Source organism: Streptomyces sp. NC-S4, from assembly GCF_054353315.1.
This window is the reverse complement of the sequence record NZ_CM135937.1, coordinates 4,570,046-4,585,144: the sequence shown is the minus strand read 5'-3', so window position 1 is coordinate 4,585,144 and position 15,099 is coordinate 4,570,046. Positions and strand designations below refer to the sequence as shown.

Here is a 15,099-nt window from a genome sequence, read left to right as displayed (position 1 = left end):
CCCGGCCGGGCGGCCGCTTCAGTCCTCGTGCGTGTAGTAGCGGTAGAACGCCGCCAGACCGACGCCCGCGGCCACGGCGAGGCCCACCACCACGGCCTTGAGGATCGACTGGTCGGTCAGGCTGTGCAGATAGCCCACCGCGATGCCGCCGAAGGCTCCGTAGGCGGCGGCGTGGACCTCGCGCATCATCCGGGGGCCGACCCTGCCCAGGCCGAACATGACCGCCGCGAAGATCAAGCCGCACAGGATCCCGTAGAAGACGTTGGCCGTGGTCACCGGACCCGCCTGGCGCTCGATGAAAGCGGCCCAGAAGCCGTAGACGAGTCCGAGGAGCACGGGCCCCACGAACGCGCTCTTGTGCAGGTGGGTCTTGCTCGCCGTCTGCCGGCGCCGCCCGAGGGCGCTGGGTGCCGCATGTGCCATGACGGGCTCCTCTCTCCCATCATCCAGGGCACACCCGCCGCCCCCGGCGGGCAAGTGGATCAGCGCTCAGGGCGTGCGCACGGCCACGGCGTCGATCTCGAAGAGCATGTCGGGCAGGGCGAGTGCGGCGACGCCGATCAGGGTCTGGGCGGGCAGCTCGGTCCCCCAGGTGGCGTGCAGCTGCTTCAGCAGGATCTCCAGCTTCCGCTGGTCGTGGCCGACGATGCAGGTGCCGATGCGGACCACGTCAGAGGGGCCGAGGCCGACGGCCGCGAGGGCGGTACGGAGGTTGGCGAAGGCCCGCTCGACCTGGTCGGCGAAGTCCTCGGAGACGACGTGGCCGTCCTCGTCGGAGCCGTACTGGCCGGCTATGAACACCTGCTCCCCGGGTGCGGAGACGATGTGGCTGTAGCCGTAACCGGTCGGGGTGTGGAGTCCTGCCGGGTTGATGATGCTGCGCGTCATGCCGAGCTCCCTTTTCCGTTTCCGTACGTGTGGTGCGGTGTGCTCCGTGTGCTCCGTGGTGCTCCGTGTGCTCCGTGGCGCGGCTACCGCGTGGCGAGCCAGGCGCGGAGCCGCTCGGGGGCCTCGGGGGCCTGCCGTTCGGCCTGCTGCCGGATCTCGTCGAGGTTCTGGGCCGCCAGCGCCCGGCGCCACACCAGTTCGGCCCGGGTCATGGCGTGCGCGATGGCGCAGTCGGCGGCGTCCTTCTCGGGGGCGGTGTCCGCCCCTTCGCCGGCGCCGGGCCCCTGCTGCCGGATCTCCGCGCACCGGAAGGCCTCCTCGGGCCCCTCGACGGCGGCGACCACGTCCATGAGCGAGATGGCGTCGAGCGGGCGGGCCAGCCGGAAGCCTCCCCGGGGACCGGGGGTCGAGGTGACGATGCCCGCCCGGGCCAGTGCCTGGAGCTGCTTGTTGAGGTAGGCCGCGGGCAGGTCGTGCCACGCGGCGAGACGCGCCGCCGACACGGCGCGGTCCGGCCCGCTCCAGGCCAGGTTGACGCAGCTGTGCAGCGCCCACTCGACGCCCTCGCTCATCTTCATATTCTGGATATTAGATGTCCAGGATTAGCGGCGCAAGGGTGCCCCGCCGCCCGGGGGCCCGCCACCCGCCCGCAGCAACACCGCTCGCGCCCGGCCCCGCGTCCGCTTTCCCTGGTGACGTGCGCACCATCCTGTCGACGGTACTCATCGTGCTCGTGGCCCTCCTGGTGCCCGCGAGCGCCGTCGCGTACTGGGCCGACCGCGAGCTGGGCAACGCCGACCGGTACACCGCCGCCATGTCCCCCCTCGCCGAGAACCCCAAAGTGCAGGAGGTCGTCGTCACCCAGGTCACCCGGGCCCTCGCCGGCCAGATCGACGCGGGCCCCTTCCAGATCGGCTTGGACACCCTGCTCGGCGAGGCCCTGCACTCCTTCGCCGGCACCGCCGCCTACCGGACCGCCTGGGACGCGGCCAACCGCGCCGCCCACGCCGCGTTCCTCGAGGCGCTCACCACCGGCCACGGCGACGCCCTCACCATCGACCTCGCGCCCGTCATCGCCCAGGTCAGGGGCGACCTCGTCGCCGACGACGTGCCCTTCGCCGACCGCATCCCGGTGTCCCACCTGACCGTGAAGGTCATGGAGTACGACAACCTCGCCGCTCTCCGGAAGGGCTTCCACATGCTCCAGGCCGCCGGCGTCTGGCTCCCCGTACTGACCCTGGTCCTGGCCGCGACGGCCATCGCCGTCGCCGTCCACCGGCGGCGCGCCGTCATGGCCACCGGAGTGGGGCTGGCGGTCGGGGCCGGACTGCTGTGGCTCGCGGTGGACGTGTGCCGCCGGCTCACCCTGGACGATCTGCCCGCCGACATCGACCGGCCCGCCGCCGGAGCGGTGTACGACGCCCTCACCGCGTACCTGCGCACCACCGCCTGGGTGGTGCTGGCGATCGGGCTCGCCGCCGCACTTGCCGCATGGGTGATGGGCCGACTACGCCGCACCCCATAAGCTCGGAAGGTACCAACACGCACAGAACCACGTAGAAGATCACAGAAGAACCGATTCGCGAGCGGCGGGCACGGAAGCGGGAATGAGCACCGAACGCACCGAACACATATCGTCGCGGCGAGCCCGGCACCATCCGCTGGCTCCGCCCTCCTGGCTGCTCAACGGGCTGAAGCCCAGTGCCGCACCGATCCCGTGGGCCGCCGTGGCCCGGGCCTCGGTCGCGATGTCCGTCCCGCTCGCCGTCGGCTTCGCCCTCGACGAGCCCGAATACGGCGCACTCGCCTCCATGGGCGCCCTCGCCGGAGTCATCGGCGACACCGCCGACGCCTACCGGATGCGTGTCCTGAACATCGCCGTCCCCCAGCTCTTCGGCGCCGTCGGCGTGGCACTGGGCACCCTGGTCTACGGACACGGCTGGCTGGCCGTCGGAGCACTCACCCTCATCGCCCTCGTCTCCGGGATGATCTCCTCCATCGGCACGGTGGCCTCCGTGTCCGGACTGCTCCTCCTGCTCAACGCCGTGATCGGCGCCGGACTGCCGCTGCCCGAGCCCTGGTGGACGGCCCCGCTGCTGCTGAGCGCAGGCGGGCTGTTCGTCCTCGCGCTGAGCCTGCTGGGCTGGCCGCTGCGCCGCCGGCAGCCGGAACGCACCGCCGTGGCCGACACCTACCGGGCCCTGGCCGACGCCCTGGAGGCCGCCGGCGGACCCGGCGCCCGCTACGAGGAGTGCCGTCAGCAGGTCACCCAGGCCATCAACCACGCCTACGACCTCGTGCTCGGCCGCCGGGCCCGGGTGCACGGGCGCAGCCCCTCGCTGGTGCGGCTGCTGGCCCAGCTCAACGTGCTGATCCCGCTGGTCGAGGCCGCGCCGGCCGCGCACCTGCGCGGCCGGCCGCTGCCCCCCGAGATCCCGGCGGCCGTACGGGACCTGGCCGACGCCGTCGAGGAGGGCCGCACCGGAACCCCCGTACTGGACCTGCCCGCCGCGCACACCCCGGCCGAACGGGCCGTCGACGCGGCCCTGCGACACGCCGCGAAGATCGTGCACGTCGCCGAACCGGACCTGCACAACGTGGACGACCGCCTCGGCCGGCCCGCCGCACTGCGGGTACGGGCCCGGCGGGCGGTACGCGACATGGTGCTGTCGCGCGCCTCCTGGCGGTACGGGCTGCGGCTCGCGCTGTGCATCGGGATCGCGCAGTCCCTCGTATCGGTGATCGAGGTCGAGCGGTCCTACTGGATCGCGCTGACCGTCACCTTCGTCCTCAAGCCCGACTTCGGCTCGGTGTTCTCCCGGGCCGTCCTGCGCGCGCTCGGCACCGCGGGCGGGCTGGTCATCGCGGCCGCCGTGCTCGCCGAGGTGCCGCGCGGCTGGTGGGACGTCCCGGTGATGGTGGTGCTGGCCGGGCTGATCCCCGCCTTCTCCGTCAAGGGGTACGCCTTCCAGACCGCCGCGATCACCCCGGTGATCCTGCTCCTCTCGGACCTGCTCAACCACCAGGGCTTCGACCTGATCCGGCCCCGGCTGGTGGACAGCCTGATCGGCTGCGCCATCACCCTCGTCTTCGGGTACCTGCTGTGGCCCGAGAGCTGGCACACCCGGATCGGGGACCGGCTCGCCGACACCGTGGACGACGCCGCCCGCTACGCGGAACGGGCCTTCGCACCGGTCGCCGACGAGGCCGCGTTCGCCGTGGCGCGGACCACCCGCCTCCAGGCCCGGCGGCGCATCTACCGGGACCTGTCGGGCGTACGCAGCGAGTTCCAGCGGGCGCTGACCGAGCCGCCGCCGACCGGGGCGCGGGCCGCCGCCTGGTGGCCGCTGGTGGTCGCCGTCGAACGGATCGTGGACGCGACCACCGCCGCGCGGGTCCGGGTCAACCACGGCGCGGCCCCGCCACCCGCCGAGGAGGTGGAGTCGATCGCGCGGCAGCTGCGCGAGCTGGCCGTGCGGGTGCGCAGCAGCACCGTCCCCGTGCGGGTCGAAGCGGAACCGGAGGGCGAGGCGACGAGCGTGCTGGCCCCGGTCCACCAGGAGATCGCGGCGGCCCTGGCCATCGCCCGGCCGGAGTCCTGACCCCCGCCCGCCCCGCCCCGGGCCGGTGTCCCCCGAATGGGTCGCCTCCCGGGCCGGGCGGGGCCGGACGGGGCAGCATCGGAGCATGCGCCGCGTCCCTGCCGTGATGGTCCTCGCCGTACTCCTGGCGGGGTGCGCCGATGTCGAGGGACTGCAGAGCGAGGGCGACCTCGGCACGGTGCACGCCCCGAAGAGCCTGTGGAAGGACATCCGCCCCGCCCCGCCCGCCCCGGACCAGAAGCCGGGCACGGCCGCCGTGGTCCCCGGGCTCCCCAAGGTGACGGACCTGAGCATGCGCGGAGTGGATGCGCTGTCCGTCGTACGCGCCGACATCACCTCCGCCGCCGAGCAGGACGGCGGGACCGGCCGGCTCGTCGACCCGCGCGCCGTCCAGCGGCTCGGCCTCTGCACACAGGCTGTGGACGGCGGCCCCGACTGCCCGGTGCGCCCCGCGGTCCTGCACGACCTGACGGGCAACGGCCGGGAAGAGCTCATCACCGCCCTGGACGTCGACGGCCGGCTCAGCGAGCTGCGCGTCTACACCGTCCAGGACGACGGGAGCATCGCCCGGATCCTGTCCCTGCGCGCGGTGCTGGAGGGCGTGGAGGTGGCCGCCGAACACCTGGCGGTCCGCGAGCCGACGACCAACCCCGACCACGTCGCCGTCTCCGACTACGTGTGGGACCCCAAAGCCGGGATCATGAACCTCTCCCAGCTCACCCTCGACGACTGCCCGGGCGGCGTGCAGAGTCCGGCGAGCGGGGACGGGGCGCGATGCGCGCGCTGAGCAGCCTGCGCTGGAAGATCGCGCTGACCACGACCATGGTGTGCTGCATGGTCGCCGCCGCGCTGGGCATCCTGGTGCACAACGTGGTCGCCCGGCAGATGGTCGGGGAGGTCCGCAAGGCCGCCGTCACCGAGCTGGACCACGCCCTGGGCCACTACGAGTACGGCACCGCGCACGGCGACGTGAACGCCGTGTTCGACCCGCCCGACCTTCCCCGGCGCCTGCGCGAGCTCGTCGCGAGCGGGCAGACCGGCAGCATCGTCGGCGTGCAGGCGGGCAAGCCCGTCATGTGGGCGGCCGGACCCGCCGACGACAAGGCACTCGCGGTCTGGCTGCCCTTCGGGAGCACCCGCGCACGGCTGAGGGACATCGACACCGCGATCCTCGCCTCCGCGATCCTCGCAGCCGGTCTGGTGGCACTGGCCGGCCTGTTCCTCGCCGACCGGATCAGCCGGCGGCTCGCGACCACGGCCGCCGTGGCCCGCCGGATCAGCGCCGGGGACCTGGACGCCCGGGTGAACTTCCCGGCCGAGGGGGACGATCCGGGGCCGGGCCGCTCCCGCGACGAGGTCCGGGACGTGGCGCACGCGCTGGACTCGATGGCGAGCTCGCTCCAGGGCCGGCTGGAGGCCGAGAAGCGCTTCACGGCGGATGTCGCGCACGAGCTGCGCACCCCGCTCACCGGTTCGCTGGCCGCGGCGGCCCTGCTGCCCGAGGGCCGCCCCAAGGAGATGATCAACAACCGGCTGAAGGCCCTGCACCTGCTGACCGAGGACCTGCTGGAGATCTCCCGGCTGGACTCGGGCGTCGAACGGGCCGACCTCGCCCGGGTGGAGCTCGGCCGGGCGGTGCAGCGGGCGGTCGCGGCGGCCACGGCGGCCGCCGCCGGGGGCCCGGCCGTGCCGGAGGCCGTGCCGGCCGCTTCGGTACGGGTGCTCCAGGACACGGTGGTGGTCACCGACCGGCGGCGCCTCGACCGGATCCTGGCCAACCTGCTGGCCAACGCGGGCAAGCACGGCAGGCCACCGGTCGAGGTGACCGTGGACGGGCCGGTGGTGGTGGTCCGCGACCACGGTCCGGGCTACCCGCCCGAACTGATCGAGCAGGGCCCGCAGCGGTTCCGTACCGGGGATCCGGGCCGCGGGCGCGGCCACGGCCTGGGCCTCACCATCGTGATGGGGCAGGCGGCCGTGCTGGAGATCTCGGTGGGCTTCGCCAACGCGCCCGACGGGGGCGCGGTGACGACGCTCCGGCTCCCCGTCGGCAGGGTGCCGTAGGGGAATTGACCGACTTGAGCCGCTTGGACGCCCGAGGGGCATGTTTCACGTGAAACATGCCCCTCGGGTCAACTGGTCCGGTCAGACGCCGATGTTGCGGCCGTCCTTGCGCCAGACGGACACGACCGCCGGGCGGACGATCTTGCCGGGGCCGTCGGGCCACACCGACTGCGGCTTCTCGACGGACGCGCCGTCGATCTCGCCCGGGTGCTGGACGGAGACCAGGACGCGCTTGTCCTGGATGAGCGGGCCACAGGTCTCGGCGCCGCGCGGAACGGTCAGGAACTGCTTGAGCTCACCGCGGCGCTCACCGGCCGTCGCGACGCCGAACAGGCCGTCGTGGGAGCCGAGCTGGTTGCCGTCCGTGGAGATCCACAGGTTGCCGTGCGGGTCGAAGGCCACGTTGTCCGGGCAGGAGATCGGGCTGACCTTGTCCTTGGGGAAGCCCGCGAAGTAGGTCGCCGGGTCGTTCGGGTCACCGGCGACCAGGAAGAGCCGCCAGGCGAAACCGTCGCCCGCCGGGTCGTCGAAGTTCTCGGCGAGCTCCAGGATCTGGCCGTGCTTGTTCAGGTTGCGCGGGTTGGCCTCGGTGGCGCCTTCCTTGCCCGGCTTGCCGCGGTCGGTGTTGTTGGTCAGCGCGATGTAGACGCGACCGGTGCGCGGGGAGGGCTCGACGTCCTCGGGGCGGTCCATCTTCGTGGCGCCCACCTTGTCGGCGGCCTGGCGCGTGAAGACGTACACCTCCTCGGCGGTCATGCCCTCGACGTGCGAGACATTGCCGGTGGCCAGCTTGATCCACACGCCGGAGCCGTCGAACTCGCCGTCGGAGGGGAGCTTGCCGGTGCCGTCGAACTCGGCGGCCGGGGAGTCACCGGTGAGCTTGGCGACGTAGAGGGTGCCCTCGTCGAGCAGCGTGAGGTTGTGTTCCTTCGCGGCGCGCGAGTTGCCCTTCTTCATCTGCTTCGACGAGACGAACTTGTAGAAGTAGTCGAAGCGCTCGTCGTCGCCCATGTAGACGACCGGACGGCCGTCCTCGGTCAGGCGGGGCTGCGCGGCCTCGTGCTTGAAGCGGCCGAGCGCGGTGCGCTTGCGCGGGACCGAGTTCGGGTCGTACGGGTCCAGCTCGACGACCCAGCCGAAGCGGTGCGACTCGTTGGGCTCCTGCGCGACGTCGAAGCGCTTGTCGAACCGCTCCCACTTGCGCTCGGTGGCACCGGCGGTCACGCCGTAGCGCTTCAGGCGGGCGGCCTGGGTGGGGTCGGTGACCTGGCCGGCGTTGCCGAAGTACTGGTTGAAGTTCTCCTCGCCGTGGAGGGTGGTGCCCCACGGGGTGGTGCCGCCCGCGCAGTTGTTGAGCGTGCCGAGCACCTTGGTGCCGGTGGCGTCGACGGAGGTCTTCAGCAGGGCGCTGCCCGCGGCCGGGCCCGTCAGCCGGAACTCACTGGTGGCGGTCAGCCGGCGGTTGAGCTGGTGGCGGCTGATCGCGGTCAGCTTGCCGCTGCGGTGGTCCTCCTGGACCGCGACCACGGACAGGCCGTGCGCGGCCCAGGCGATCTCGACCTGCTCGCGGGTCGGGTTGGCCGGGTCGTACGCCTTGAACATGAGGTTCTCGTCCGTGTACTCGTGGTTGGCCACGAGCAGCTGCTGGCGCTCGTAGTCGCCGCCGAGCGGGAGGAGGCTCAGGAAGTCGTTGTTGTAGCCGAACTGACCGGCCTGCGCGGTGGCGGTCTGCTTGTCGGCGTTGAAGCCGGGGGCGCCCTTGATGATCGGGTCGCCCCAGCGGATGACCACGTTCTGCTCGTGGCCCTCGGGGACGGTGACCTTGTCGTCGGTGTTCGGCGCGACAGCCTTGAAGCGCAGGCCGCGGGCGGCCTCGCCGCTCTTGCCCGCACCGGCCGCGGCTGCATCGGCGGAGGGGACGGCGTTGGCGGTCTGCCCCGGGCCGCCGAACGCCACGGCGGAACCGGCCGCGGTGGCGACCGTCACGACGGCGGCGGAGCGCAGCATCGCGCGGCGGGAGTAGGCGCGGGCTATGACATCGCCGACGTACTCGTTGTCGCTGGTGTTCGGCACCTCGTGGAAGCAGGCGTCGCCACAGCGGTAACGACAGGTGAGAGCGGACCGGCCGCTCCCATGCGGGTTGCCGATGAACGGCAGAAGCTTGCGCACGAGTGTCCTCCGAGTAGCTGCGTGGGCGCCGACAACGCGTCGGTACGATCCAGCCGCGACGGTAGGGCCGGGTTGCGCCGAAGCGGCGGCGCGGGGATGAACGGTCGGTGAACCCGGCACGTCGGAGCGGCAGTTCACGGAGCGTGTGCGGGTGGGTGGGGGCCGGGCGCCACGAAGGGCGCCCCTGCCGAAGATCCACCCCAGCGGCCGATAACCTTACGTGTCCACTCTGGGCAGGGATCATCCGCGCAGCACGGACAAATGACGCACGCACACATGCGAAAGGCCTGGCCCATGGGTATTCGGAGCTTGTTGCGCAAGGTATTCGGACGGTCCGCGGAATCCGTTCCGGAGACTACGGACACCCCTTCGGCCGCTGTCCCGAACCAGGCGGAACGGACCCCCTTGGACGTCGCCGCCGATCTGGTGGCGGCGTCCTTCGACAACCCCACGGTTCCGCCGCAGTCCGCTCCGCGCGACCGTGAACCGGGCACGGTCCTGACGGCCCCCGCCCAAACGGCGGACCCCACGGTCCCCGAAGCCCGCCGCCCCTCGCCCCCGGCGTCCCAGCCGGCCGCTGTTGCCACGGAGCAGCCCGAAGCCGAGCCGGCTACCGCCGAGGCGGAGGCCGCACCCGCCGCCGAGACCCCCGCGCCGGAGGCGGACACCACCGCCGCCGTCGAGCCGGACCCCGAGGCCGCGCCTGCCGCAGAGACCGCCGCCGCGGAACAGGCCGAGGCGCAGGACGCTCCCGCGGAGGAGCCGGTCGCCACCGAGGCGGCCCCCGCCGCTGCGGAGCAGCCCGAGGCCGAAGCGCCGCAGGCGCAGGGCGAGCCCGAGGCCCCGGCCACCACGCCGGAGGCGGACACCACCGCCGCGGAGGCGGACCCCGAGACCGCGCCTGCCGCAGAGACCCCCGCCCCGGAGGCGGACACCGCCGCCGCGGAGCAGGCCGAGGCCGAAGCGCCGCAGGCGCAGGACGCTCCCGCGGAGGAGCCGGCCGCCGCCGCTGCGGAGCAGCCCGAGGTCACCGCCGAGGCGGAGCCCGAAGCCGAGCCGACCGCCGCCGAGACCCCCGCGCCGGAGGCGGACACCGCCGCCGCAGAGCAGGCCGAGGCCGAAGCGCCGCAGGCGCAGGACGCTCCCGCGGAAGAGCCGGTCGCCGCCGAAGCCACCACGCCGGAGGCGGACACCGCGGCTGCGGAGCAGCCCGAAGCCGAGCCTGCCGCCGCCGCCGAAACCGCCGTGCCGGAGGCACAGGACGCTCCTGCGGAGCAGCCCCAGGCCGAGGCCGCCACCGAGGCGGAGTCCGAGACCGCGCCCGAGGCGCAGGACGAGCCCGAGGCCGAGCCGGCCGCCGAGGCCACCGCGCCGGAGGCGGAGACGCCGGCCGGGGCCGCGCACGGGGCCGCCGCCGTGCGGCGGCGGGCTCCTGAGGTCGCCGGGGCGTACAAGGCCGCCGGGCAGGTGCTGCGGGGCAAGGGGAAGGCCGGGGCGCGGGCCAAGGTGTACCTCGTGCTGGACCGGTCCGGTTCGATGCGCGGGTTCTACAAGGACGGCAGCGCCCAGCACCTCGCCGACCACGCCCTCGCCCTCGCCGCGCACCTCGACGACGCGGCGACCGTGCACACCGTGTTCTTCTCCACGGACGTGGACGGCAGCGCCGACCTGACCCTCGACGGCTACGACGCCACCTGGGTCGAGACCCGCCACGCCGAGCTCGGCCGGATGGGCCGCACCAGCTACCACGTGGCCGTCGAGGCCGTCCTGGAGCGCTACCGCAAGGACGGCGGCGAGGGCCCGGCCCTGGTCGTCTTCCAGACCGACGGCGCCCCCGACAACCGCCAGCCCGCCCGCCAGGCACTGGCCGACGCCGCCACCACGGCTCCGGGCGTCCACTGGCAGTTCGTCGCCTTCGGCGACCACGACGCCAAGGCCTTCGACTTCCTGCGCAAGCTGGACGCCGAGAACGCGGGCTTCTTCCACGCCGGGCCCGCTCCCGCCGAGCTGACCTCCGCCGCCCTGGTCAAGGGCATCCTGGAGCGGTTCTAGTACGACGGGCGGAACACGAAGGCGGCGCCCCCCTCCGGCAAGGAGGGGGGCGCCGCCTTCGGCGTATCAGCGGGCCGGGAGTCAGCCCCGCGGGGAACCGGCGTCCGGGGCGACCGCGTCGGAGACCGGCCGCTGCGCCGCCTTCGTCTCGACCGGCTTGCGCAGCGCGATGTTCAGCTCGCGCAGACGGGCCTCCTCCAGCACCGTCGGCGCGCCCATCATCAGGTCCTGCGCGTTGCCGTTCAGCGGGAAGGCGATGGTCTCGCGGATGTTCGGCTCGTCGGCCAGCAGCATCACGATGCGGTCCACGCCCGGGGCGATGCCACCGTGCGGCGGGGCGCCCAGGCGGAACGCGCGCAGCATGCCCGCGAACTCGCGCTCGACCGTCTCGGCCTCGTAACCGGCGATCTCGAAGGCCTTCAGCATGACCTCGGGCTCGTGGTTGCGGATGGCGCCGGAGGACAGCTCGATGCCGTTGCAGACGATGTCGTACTGCCAGGCCAGGATGTCCAGCGGGTCCTTCTCCTCCAGGTCCTTCATCCCGCCCTGCGGCATGGAGAAGGGGTTGTGGGAGAAGTCGATCTTGCCGGTCTCCTCGTCCTTCTCGTACATCGGGAAGTCGACGATCCAGCAGAAGCGGAAGACGTTCTCCTCGAAGTGGCCCGCACGCTTGGCCGCCTCGACACGAACGCCGGACATGATCTTGGAGACCTCGTCGAACCCACCCGCGCCGAAGAACACGGCGTGGCCGGGGGCCAGGCCCAGGCGCTCGGTGAGGACCTTGACGTTCTCCTCGGTGAGGAACTTGGCGATCGGGCCGGTCAGGGCACCGTCCTCGCCGACGCGGACCCAGGCCAGGCCCTTGGCGCCCAGCGAGATCGCGTACTCGCCGAGGCCGTCGAAGAACTTGCGCGGCTGCGCGGCGGTGTCCGGGACGGCCAGGGCACGCACGTGCTTGCCGGCGAACGCCTTGAACTCCGAGCCCTCGAACACGTCGGTGATGTCGACGAGCTCCAGCTTGGCGCGCAGGTCGGGCTTGTCGTTGCCGTACTTGAGCATCGACTCGCGGAACGGGATCCGCGGGAACGGCGAGGTGACCTCGCGGCCGCCGCCGAACTCGGTGAAGAGCTCGGTCATCAGGCGCTCGATCGGCTGGAAGACGTCCTCCTGCTCGACGAAGGACATCTCCACGTCGAGCTGGTAGAACTCGCCCGGCGAGCGGTCGGCGCGGGCGTCCTCATCGCGGAAGCACGGCGCGATCTGGAAGTAGCGGTCGAAGCCGGAGATCATCAGCAGCTGCTTGAACTGCTGCGGCGCCTGCGGCAGGGCGTAGAACTTGCCCGGGTTCAGGCGGGACGGCACGACGAAGTCACGGGCGCCCTCGGGGGAGGTCGCGGTGAGGATCGGCGTCGCCATCTCGTTGAAGCCGAGGGCCACCATCTTCGAGCGGATCGACGCGATGACGGCCGAGCGCAGCATGATGTTGCGGTGCATGCGCTCGCGGCGCAGGTCGAGGAAGCGGTACTCCAGGCGCCGCTCCTCGTTCACCCCGTCGTCGGTGTTGATCGTGAACGGCAGCGGGGCGGCCGCGCCGAGCACCTCGACCGCGGAGACCTCGATCTCGATCTCGCCGGTGGGCAGCTCCGGGTTGACGTTGTCGGCGCCACGGGAGACGACCTTGCCGTCGATGCGGACGACGGTCTCCTTGGTGACGCTGCTCAGCGCCTCGTTCGCCGCGGTGCCGGGCCGGGCGACCAGCTGGGTGATGCCGTAGTGGTCGCGCAGATCGATGAAGAGGATGCCGCCCAGGTCTCGACGGTTGTGCAGCCAGCCGCTCAGCCGGACGTCGGCGGCGACGTCAGAAGCGCGGAGCTCGCCGCAGGTGTGGGACCTGTACCGATGCATCAGTCATCCAGTTCTACGCGATACCAGGGTGGATTCAACCGTCCCAAGGTTACCGTCCGGGAAGGTGACGGGTCGGGCACTCCCTCCAGCCTGCGCAAATGCGTCCGCCGGTCCGGGCGAACAGGCACGTAACGGATATGACCTGTAAAGATGGCCGGGTGCGCACCGAGGACGTTCTGGCCGCCATCGCGACCGGCCTGTGGCGATGGGACAACGCCTCCGGGACGGTCACCCTCGACGGCGAGGCCGCCCGGCTCCTCGGGCTGCCCGCCGAACCGGTGGTGCTGCCGGAGGTCGCCGTACGCTCCCGCTTCCACCCCGTGGACTGGAACGAGATCAACGGGATCGTGAACCTGGCCGTCGCCGAGGGCACCCTCGCCGAGGCCCGTCTGCGGATCATGGACGTCGACGGCCGGGTGCTGCGGACCGTGCGCAGCCGCTCCAAACCGGTGGCGAACCGGGCGCCCGACGGAGGCGCGGACTACGAGCTGATCGGCACCATCCAGGAGATCGCCGAGCCGCAGCCCGGCACCACGGCCGCCCACACCCCGATCACGGGTGACTGGCGGCGCTCCCGCGAGGCCTTCCTGCTGGACGCGGGGCGCGCGCTGGCGGAGGCGCGGTCCACGGCCGAGGTGCTGCGGGTCGCCGCCTCGCTGTCCATGCCCGGTTTCAGCCCGGACGGGCTGGCCGTCTTCGGCGTGGCCGGGGACCGGCTGTCGATCATCGGGCACCACGGGCACGATCCGGGGGACGAGGGCCCGTTCTCCGACATGCCGCTGGAGACGAACTATCCGGCCGCCGAGGTCGTCCGTACCGGCCGGGCGATCTACCTGCCCACCCCCGAGGACTACAAGCGGCGCTTCCCGGCCGCCTGGCCGCTCGCCCAGCGCTTCGACCGGGTCTCCTGGGCCTTCCTGCCGCTGATCGTGGCCGGGCGGACCATGGGCGCCTGGATGGCCGCCTTCAAGCACCCGGCGTCCTTCTCCCCCGACGAGCGGTCCGTCCTGACCACCGTGGCCCGGATGCTGGCCCAGGCGCTCCAGCGCGCCGTGGTGGCGGAGTCCGAGCGGGAGCTCACCACCGGCCTGCAGCGCTCGATGATGCCGCAGCTCGGCCCGGAGATCCCCGGCATGCGGATCGCGGCCCGCTACGTCCCGACGGGCGGCGGGCTCCAGGTCGGCGGCGACTGGTACGACATGATCCCGCTGCCGTCGGGCAGGTTCGCGCTGGTCATCGGCGATGTGCAGGGCCACGACGTGCGGGCGGCCGGGCTGATGGGCCAGCTGCGGATCGCCGTACGGGCGTACGCGTCCGAGGGCCACCGGCCGGACGCGGTGCTCTCGCGCGCCTCCCGCTTCCTGGCCGGGCTGTGCTCCTCGCCGGAGTCCGACCCGTACGCGGACGACGACGGCCGGGACTCCGACTTCCTGAGCCCGCGCTTCGCGACCTGCCTGTACGTGGAGTGCGATCCGCGGACCGGCCTGCTGGAGGTGGCCCGTGCCGGCCACCCCGATCCGGCGATCCGGATGGCCGACGGCACGGTCCTGATGCGCCCCACCGCGGGCGGGCTGCCCCTCGGGATCGTCCCCGACACCGACTACCCCACCACCCGGTTCACCCTGGAGCCCGGCGAGACGATGATGCTCTGCACCGACGGACTCATCGAGACCGGCGGACACGACCTCGACACCGGCTGGGCGCGGCTGCGGGCGGTCCTGGAGTCGGACGCGCACGAGAGCGCGCACGAGTCACCGGTCGCGGCAGCGGGAGCGGGCACCGGCGCGGCCGTCCCCGTCGCGCCCCCGCACCTCGAAAGACTGGCCGACCTGCTGGTCCAGGCCGTACACGGGCCGTCCTCGCACCACACCACCGGCCCGCTCGCCGACCGCCGCGAGGACGACATAGCCGTGGTGCTGCTGTGCCGCGAGAGCGCGGACCGGGGCCCCGGCACCGGGCCGGCGCACCCGGCCCGGCCCGTACGCCGCACCGTCCTGACCGTGGCCCAGGTGGAGCCCGAACGGATCGCGGGCGTGCGCCAGCAGATCCGCGAGCTGCTGCACGACTGGGCCGACCCCGACCAGGTCGACTCGGCGGTGCTGATGGTCTCCGAGATGGTGACGAACGTACTGACGCACACCGACGGCGACGCCCTGCTGGTCGCGGAGGCGGCCGGCGAGCTGGGCGCGCGCCGGCTGCGCGTCGAGGTCGCCGACGGCAGCGACGAGCTCCCGCACAAGCGGCAGCCGGGGGAGCTGTCCTCCAGCGGCCGCGGGGTGCTGCTGATGGAGATGCTGGCCGACGCGTGGGGCGTGGACCCGCGGGGCGAGGGCAAGTCGATCTGGTTCGAACTGCACGAGCAGTCGAAGACGGACGCCGACCCCGTGTTCTGACCCGGCGGGCGGCAGGGCGCGGCGGT

11 protein-coding genes are annotated in these 15,099 nt (G+C 72.9%); 6 read left to right on the top strand and 5 right to left on the bottom strand.

Features of this window, described 5'->3' with window-relative positions:
• Positions 1–18: 18 nt before the first annotated feature.
• The 3 genes from ACXNSR_RS20490 to ACXNSR_RS20480 all read right to left on the bottom strand — a co-directional run bounded on the left by ACXNSR_RS20490 (position 19) and on the right by ACXNSR_RS20480 (position 1,460).
• Entirely contained in the window at positions 19–423 is a 405-nt protein-coding gene (locus tag ACXNSR_RS20490) for a hypothetical protein (RefSeq protein ID WP_458636992.1), read from the bottom strand.
• A gap of 66 nt (positions 424–489) precedes the next feature.
• On the bottom strand, positions 490–888 hold the full coding sequence (locus ACXNSR_RS20485; protein WP_458636991.1) for a RidA family protein: 399 nt from the start codon (positions 886–888) through the stop codon (positions 490–492).
• Positions 889–971: 83 nt separating this feature from the next.
• Positions 972–1,460 (bottom strand): RrF2 family transcriptional regulator, encoded by a 489-nt coding sequence (locus tag ACXNSR_RS20480; protein ID WP_458643349.1) that lies wholly within the window; start codon positions 1,458–1,460, stop codon positions 972–974.
• Between the two features lie 125 nt (positions 1,461–1,585).
• Between ACXNSR_RS20480 and ACXNSR_RS20475 the strand changes: the two genes are divergently transcribed.
• The 4 genes from ACXNSR_RS20475 to ACXNSR_RS20460 all read left to right on the top strand — a co-directional run bounded on the left by ACXNSR_RS20475 (position 1,586) and on the right by ACXNSR_RS20460 (position 6,554).
• Entirely contained in the window at positions 1,586–2,413 is an 828-nt protein-coding gene (locus ACXNSR_RS20475; protein WP_458636990.1) for a hypothetical protein, read from the top strand.
• An 82-nt stretch (positions 2,414–2,495) separates the two neighbouring features.
• On the top strand, positions 2,496–4,490 hold the full coding sequence (locus tag ACXNSR_RS20470) for an FUSC family protein (protein WP_458636989.1): 1,995 nt from the start codon (positions 2,496–2,498) through the stop codon (positions 4,488–4,490).
• Between the two features lie 85 nt (positions 4,491–4,575).
• Positions 4,576–5,277, top strand: coding sequence for a hypothetical protein (locus ACXNSR_RS20465; RefSeq protein ID WP_458636988.1), 702 nt, complete (start codon positions 4,576–4,578; stop codon positions 5,275–5,277).
• The gene (locus tag ACXNSR_RS20460) at positions 5,265–6,554 is read left to right on the top strand and encodes a sensor histidine kinase (protein WP_458636987.1); all 1,290 of its coding nucleotides are present in this window, start codon (positions 5,265–5,267) and stop codon (positions 6,552–6,554) included. The genes ACXNSR_RS20465 and ACXNSR_RS20460 overlap by 13 nt, the downstream gene beginning before the upstream one ends.
• A gap of 81 nt (positions 6,555–6,635) precedes the next feature.
• Here ACXNSR_RS20460 and ACXNSR_RS20455 read toward each other — a convergent pair whose 3' ends face one another.
• Entirely contained in the window at positions 6,636–8,723 is a 2,088-nt protein-coding gene (locus ACXNSR_RS20455) for a PhoX family protein (protein WP_458636986.1), read from the bottom strand.
• 405 nt (positions 8,724–9,128) lie between these two features.
• On the opposite strand from ACXNSR_RS20455, the gene ACXNSR_RS20450 reads away from it, so the two are divergent.
• The gene (locus ACXNSR_RS20450) at positions 9,129–10,775 is read left to right on the top strand and encodes a VWA domain-containing protein (protein WP_458636985.1); all 1,647 of its coding nucleotides are present in this window, start codon (positions 9,129–9,131) and stop codon (positions 10,773–10,775) included.
• 81 nt (positions 10,776–10,856) lie between these two features.
• On the opposite strand, the gene aspS is transcribed toward ACXNSR_RS20450, so the two are convergent.
• Entirely contained in the window at positions 10,857–12,680 is a 1,824-nt protein-coding gene (gene aspS / locus ACXNSR_RS20445) for an aspartate--tRNA ligase (RefSeq protein ID WP_458636984.1), read from the bottom strand.
• A 158-nt stretch (positions 12,681–12,838) separates the two neighbouring features.
• Here aspS and ACXNSR_RS20440 point away from each other — a divergent pair, with 158 nt between their 5' ends.
• Positions 12,839–15,073, top strand: a complete 2,235-nt coding sequence (locus tag ACXNSR_RS20440; RefSeq protein WP_458636983.1) for a SpoIIE family protein phosphatase — start codon at positions 12,839–12,841, stop codon at positions 15,071–15,073.
• Positions 15,074–15,099: the final 26 nt, after the last annotated feature.

What these genes read in the sequence shown, in the direction of transcription:
- ACXNSR_RS20480 (WP_458643349.1), bottom strand. Translation starts at nt 1,460, where the DNA reads ATGAGCGAGGGCGTCGAGTGGGCGCTGCACAGCTGCGTCAACCTGGCC.
- ACXNSR_RS20460 (WP_458636987.1), top strand. Translation starts at nt 5,265, where the DNA reads ATGCGCGCGCTGAGCAGCCTGCGCTGGAAGATCGCGCTGACCACGACC.
- ACXNSR_RS20465 (WP_458636988.1), top strand. Translation starts at nt 4,576, where the DNA reads ATGCGCCGCGTCCCTGCCGTGATGGTCCTCGCCGTACTCCTGGCGGGG.
- ACXNSR_RS20490 (WP_458636992.1), bottom strand. Translation starts at nt 423, where the DNA reads ATGGCACATGCGGCACCCAGCGCCCTCGGGCGGCGCCGGCAGACGGCG.
- ACXNSR_RS20470 (WP_458636989.1), top strand. Translation starts at nt 2,496, where the DNA reads ATGAGCACCGAACGCACCGAACACATATCGTCGCGGCGAGCCCGGCAC.
- ACXNSR_RS20485 (WP_458636991.1), bottom strand. Translation starts at nt 888, where the DNA reads ATGACGCGCAGCATCATCAACCCGGCAGGACTCCACACCCCGACCGGT.
- aspS (WP_458636984.1), bottom strand. Translation starts at nt 12,680, where the DNA reads ATGCATCGGTACAGGTCCCACACCTGCGGCGAGCTCCGCGCTTCTGAC.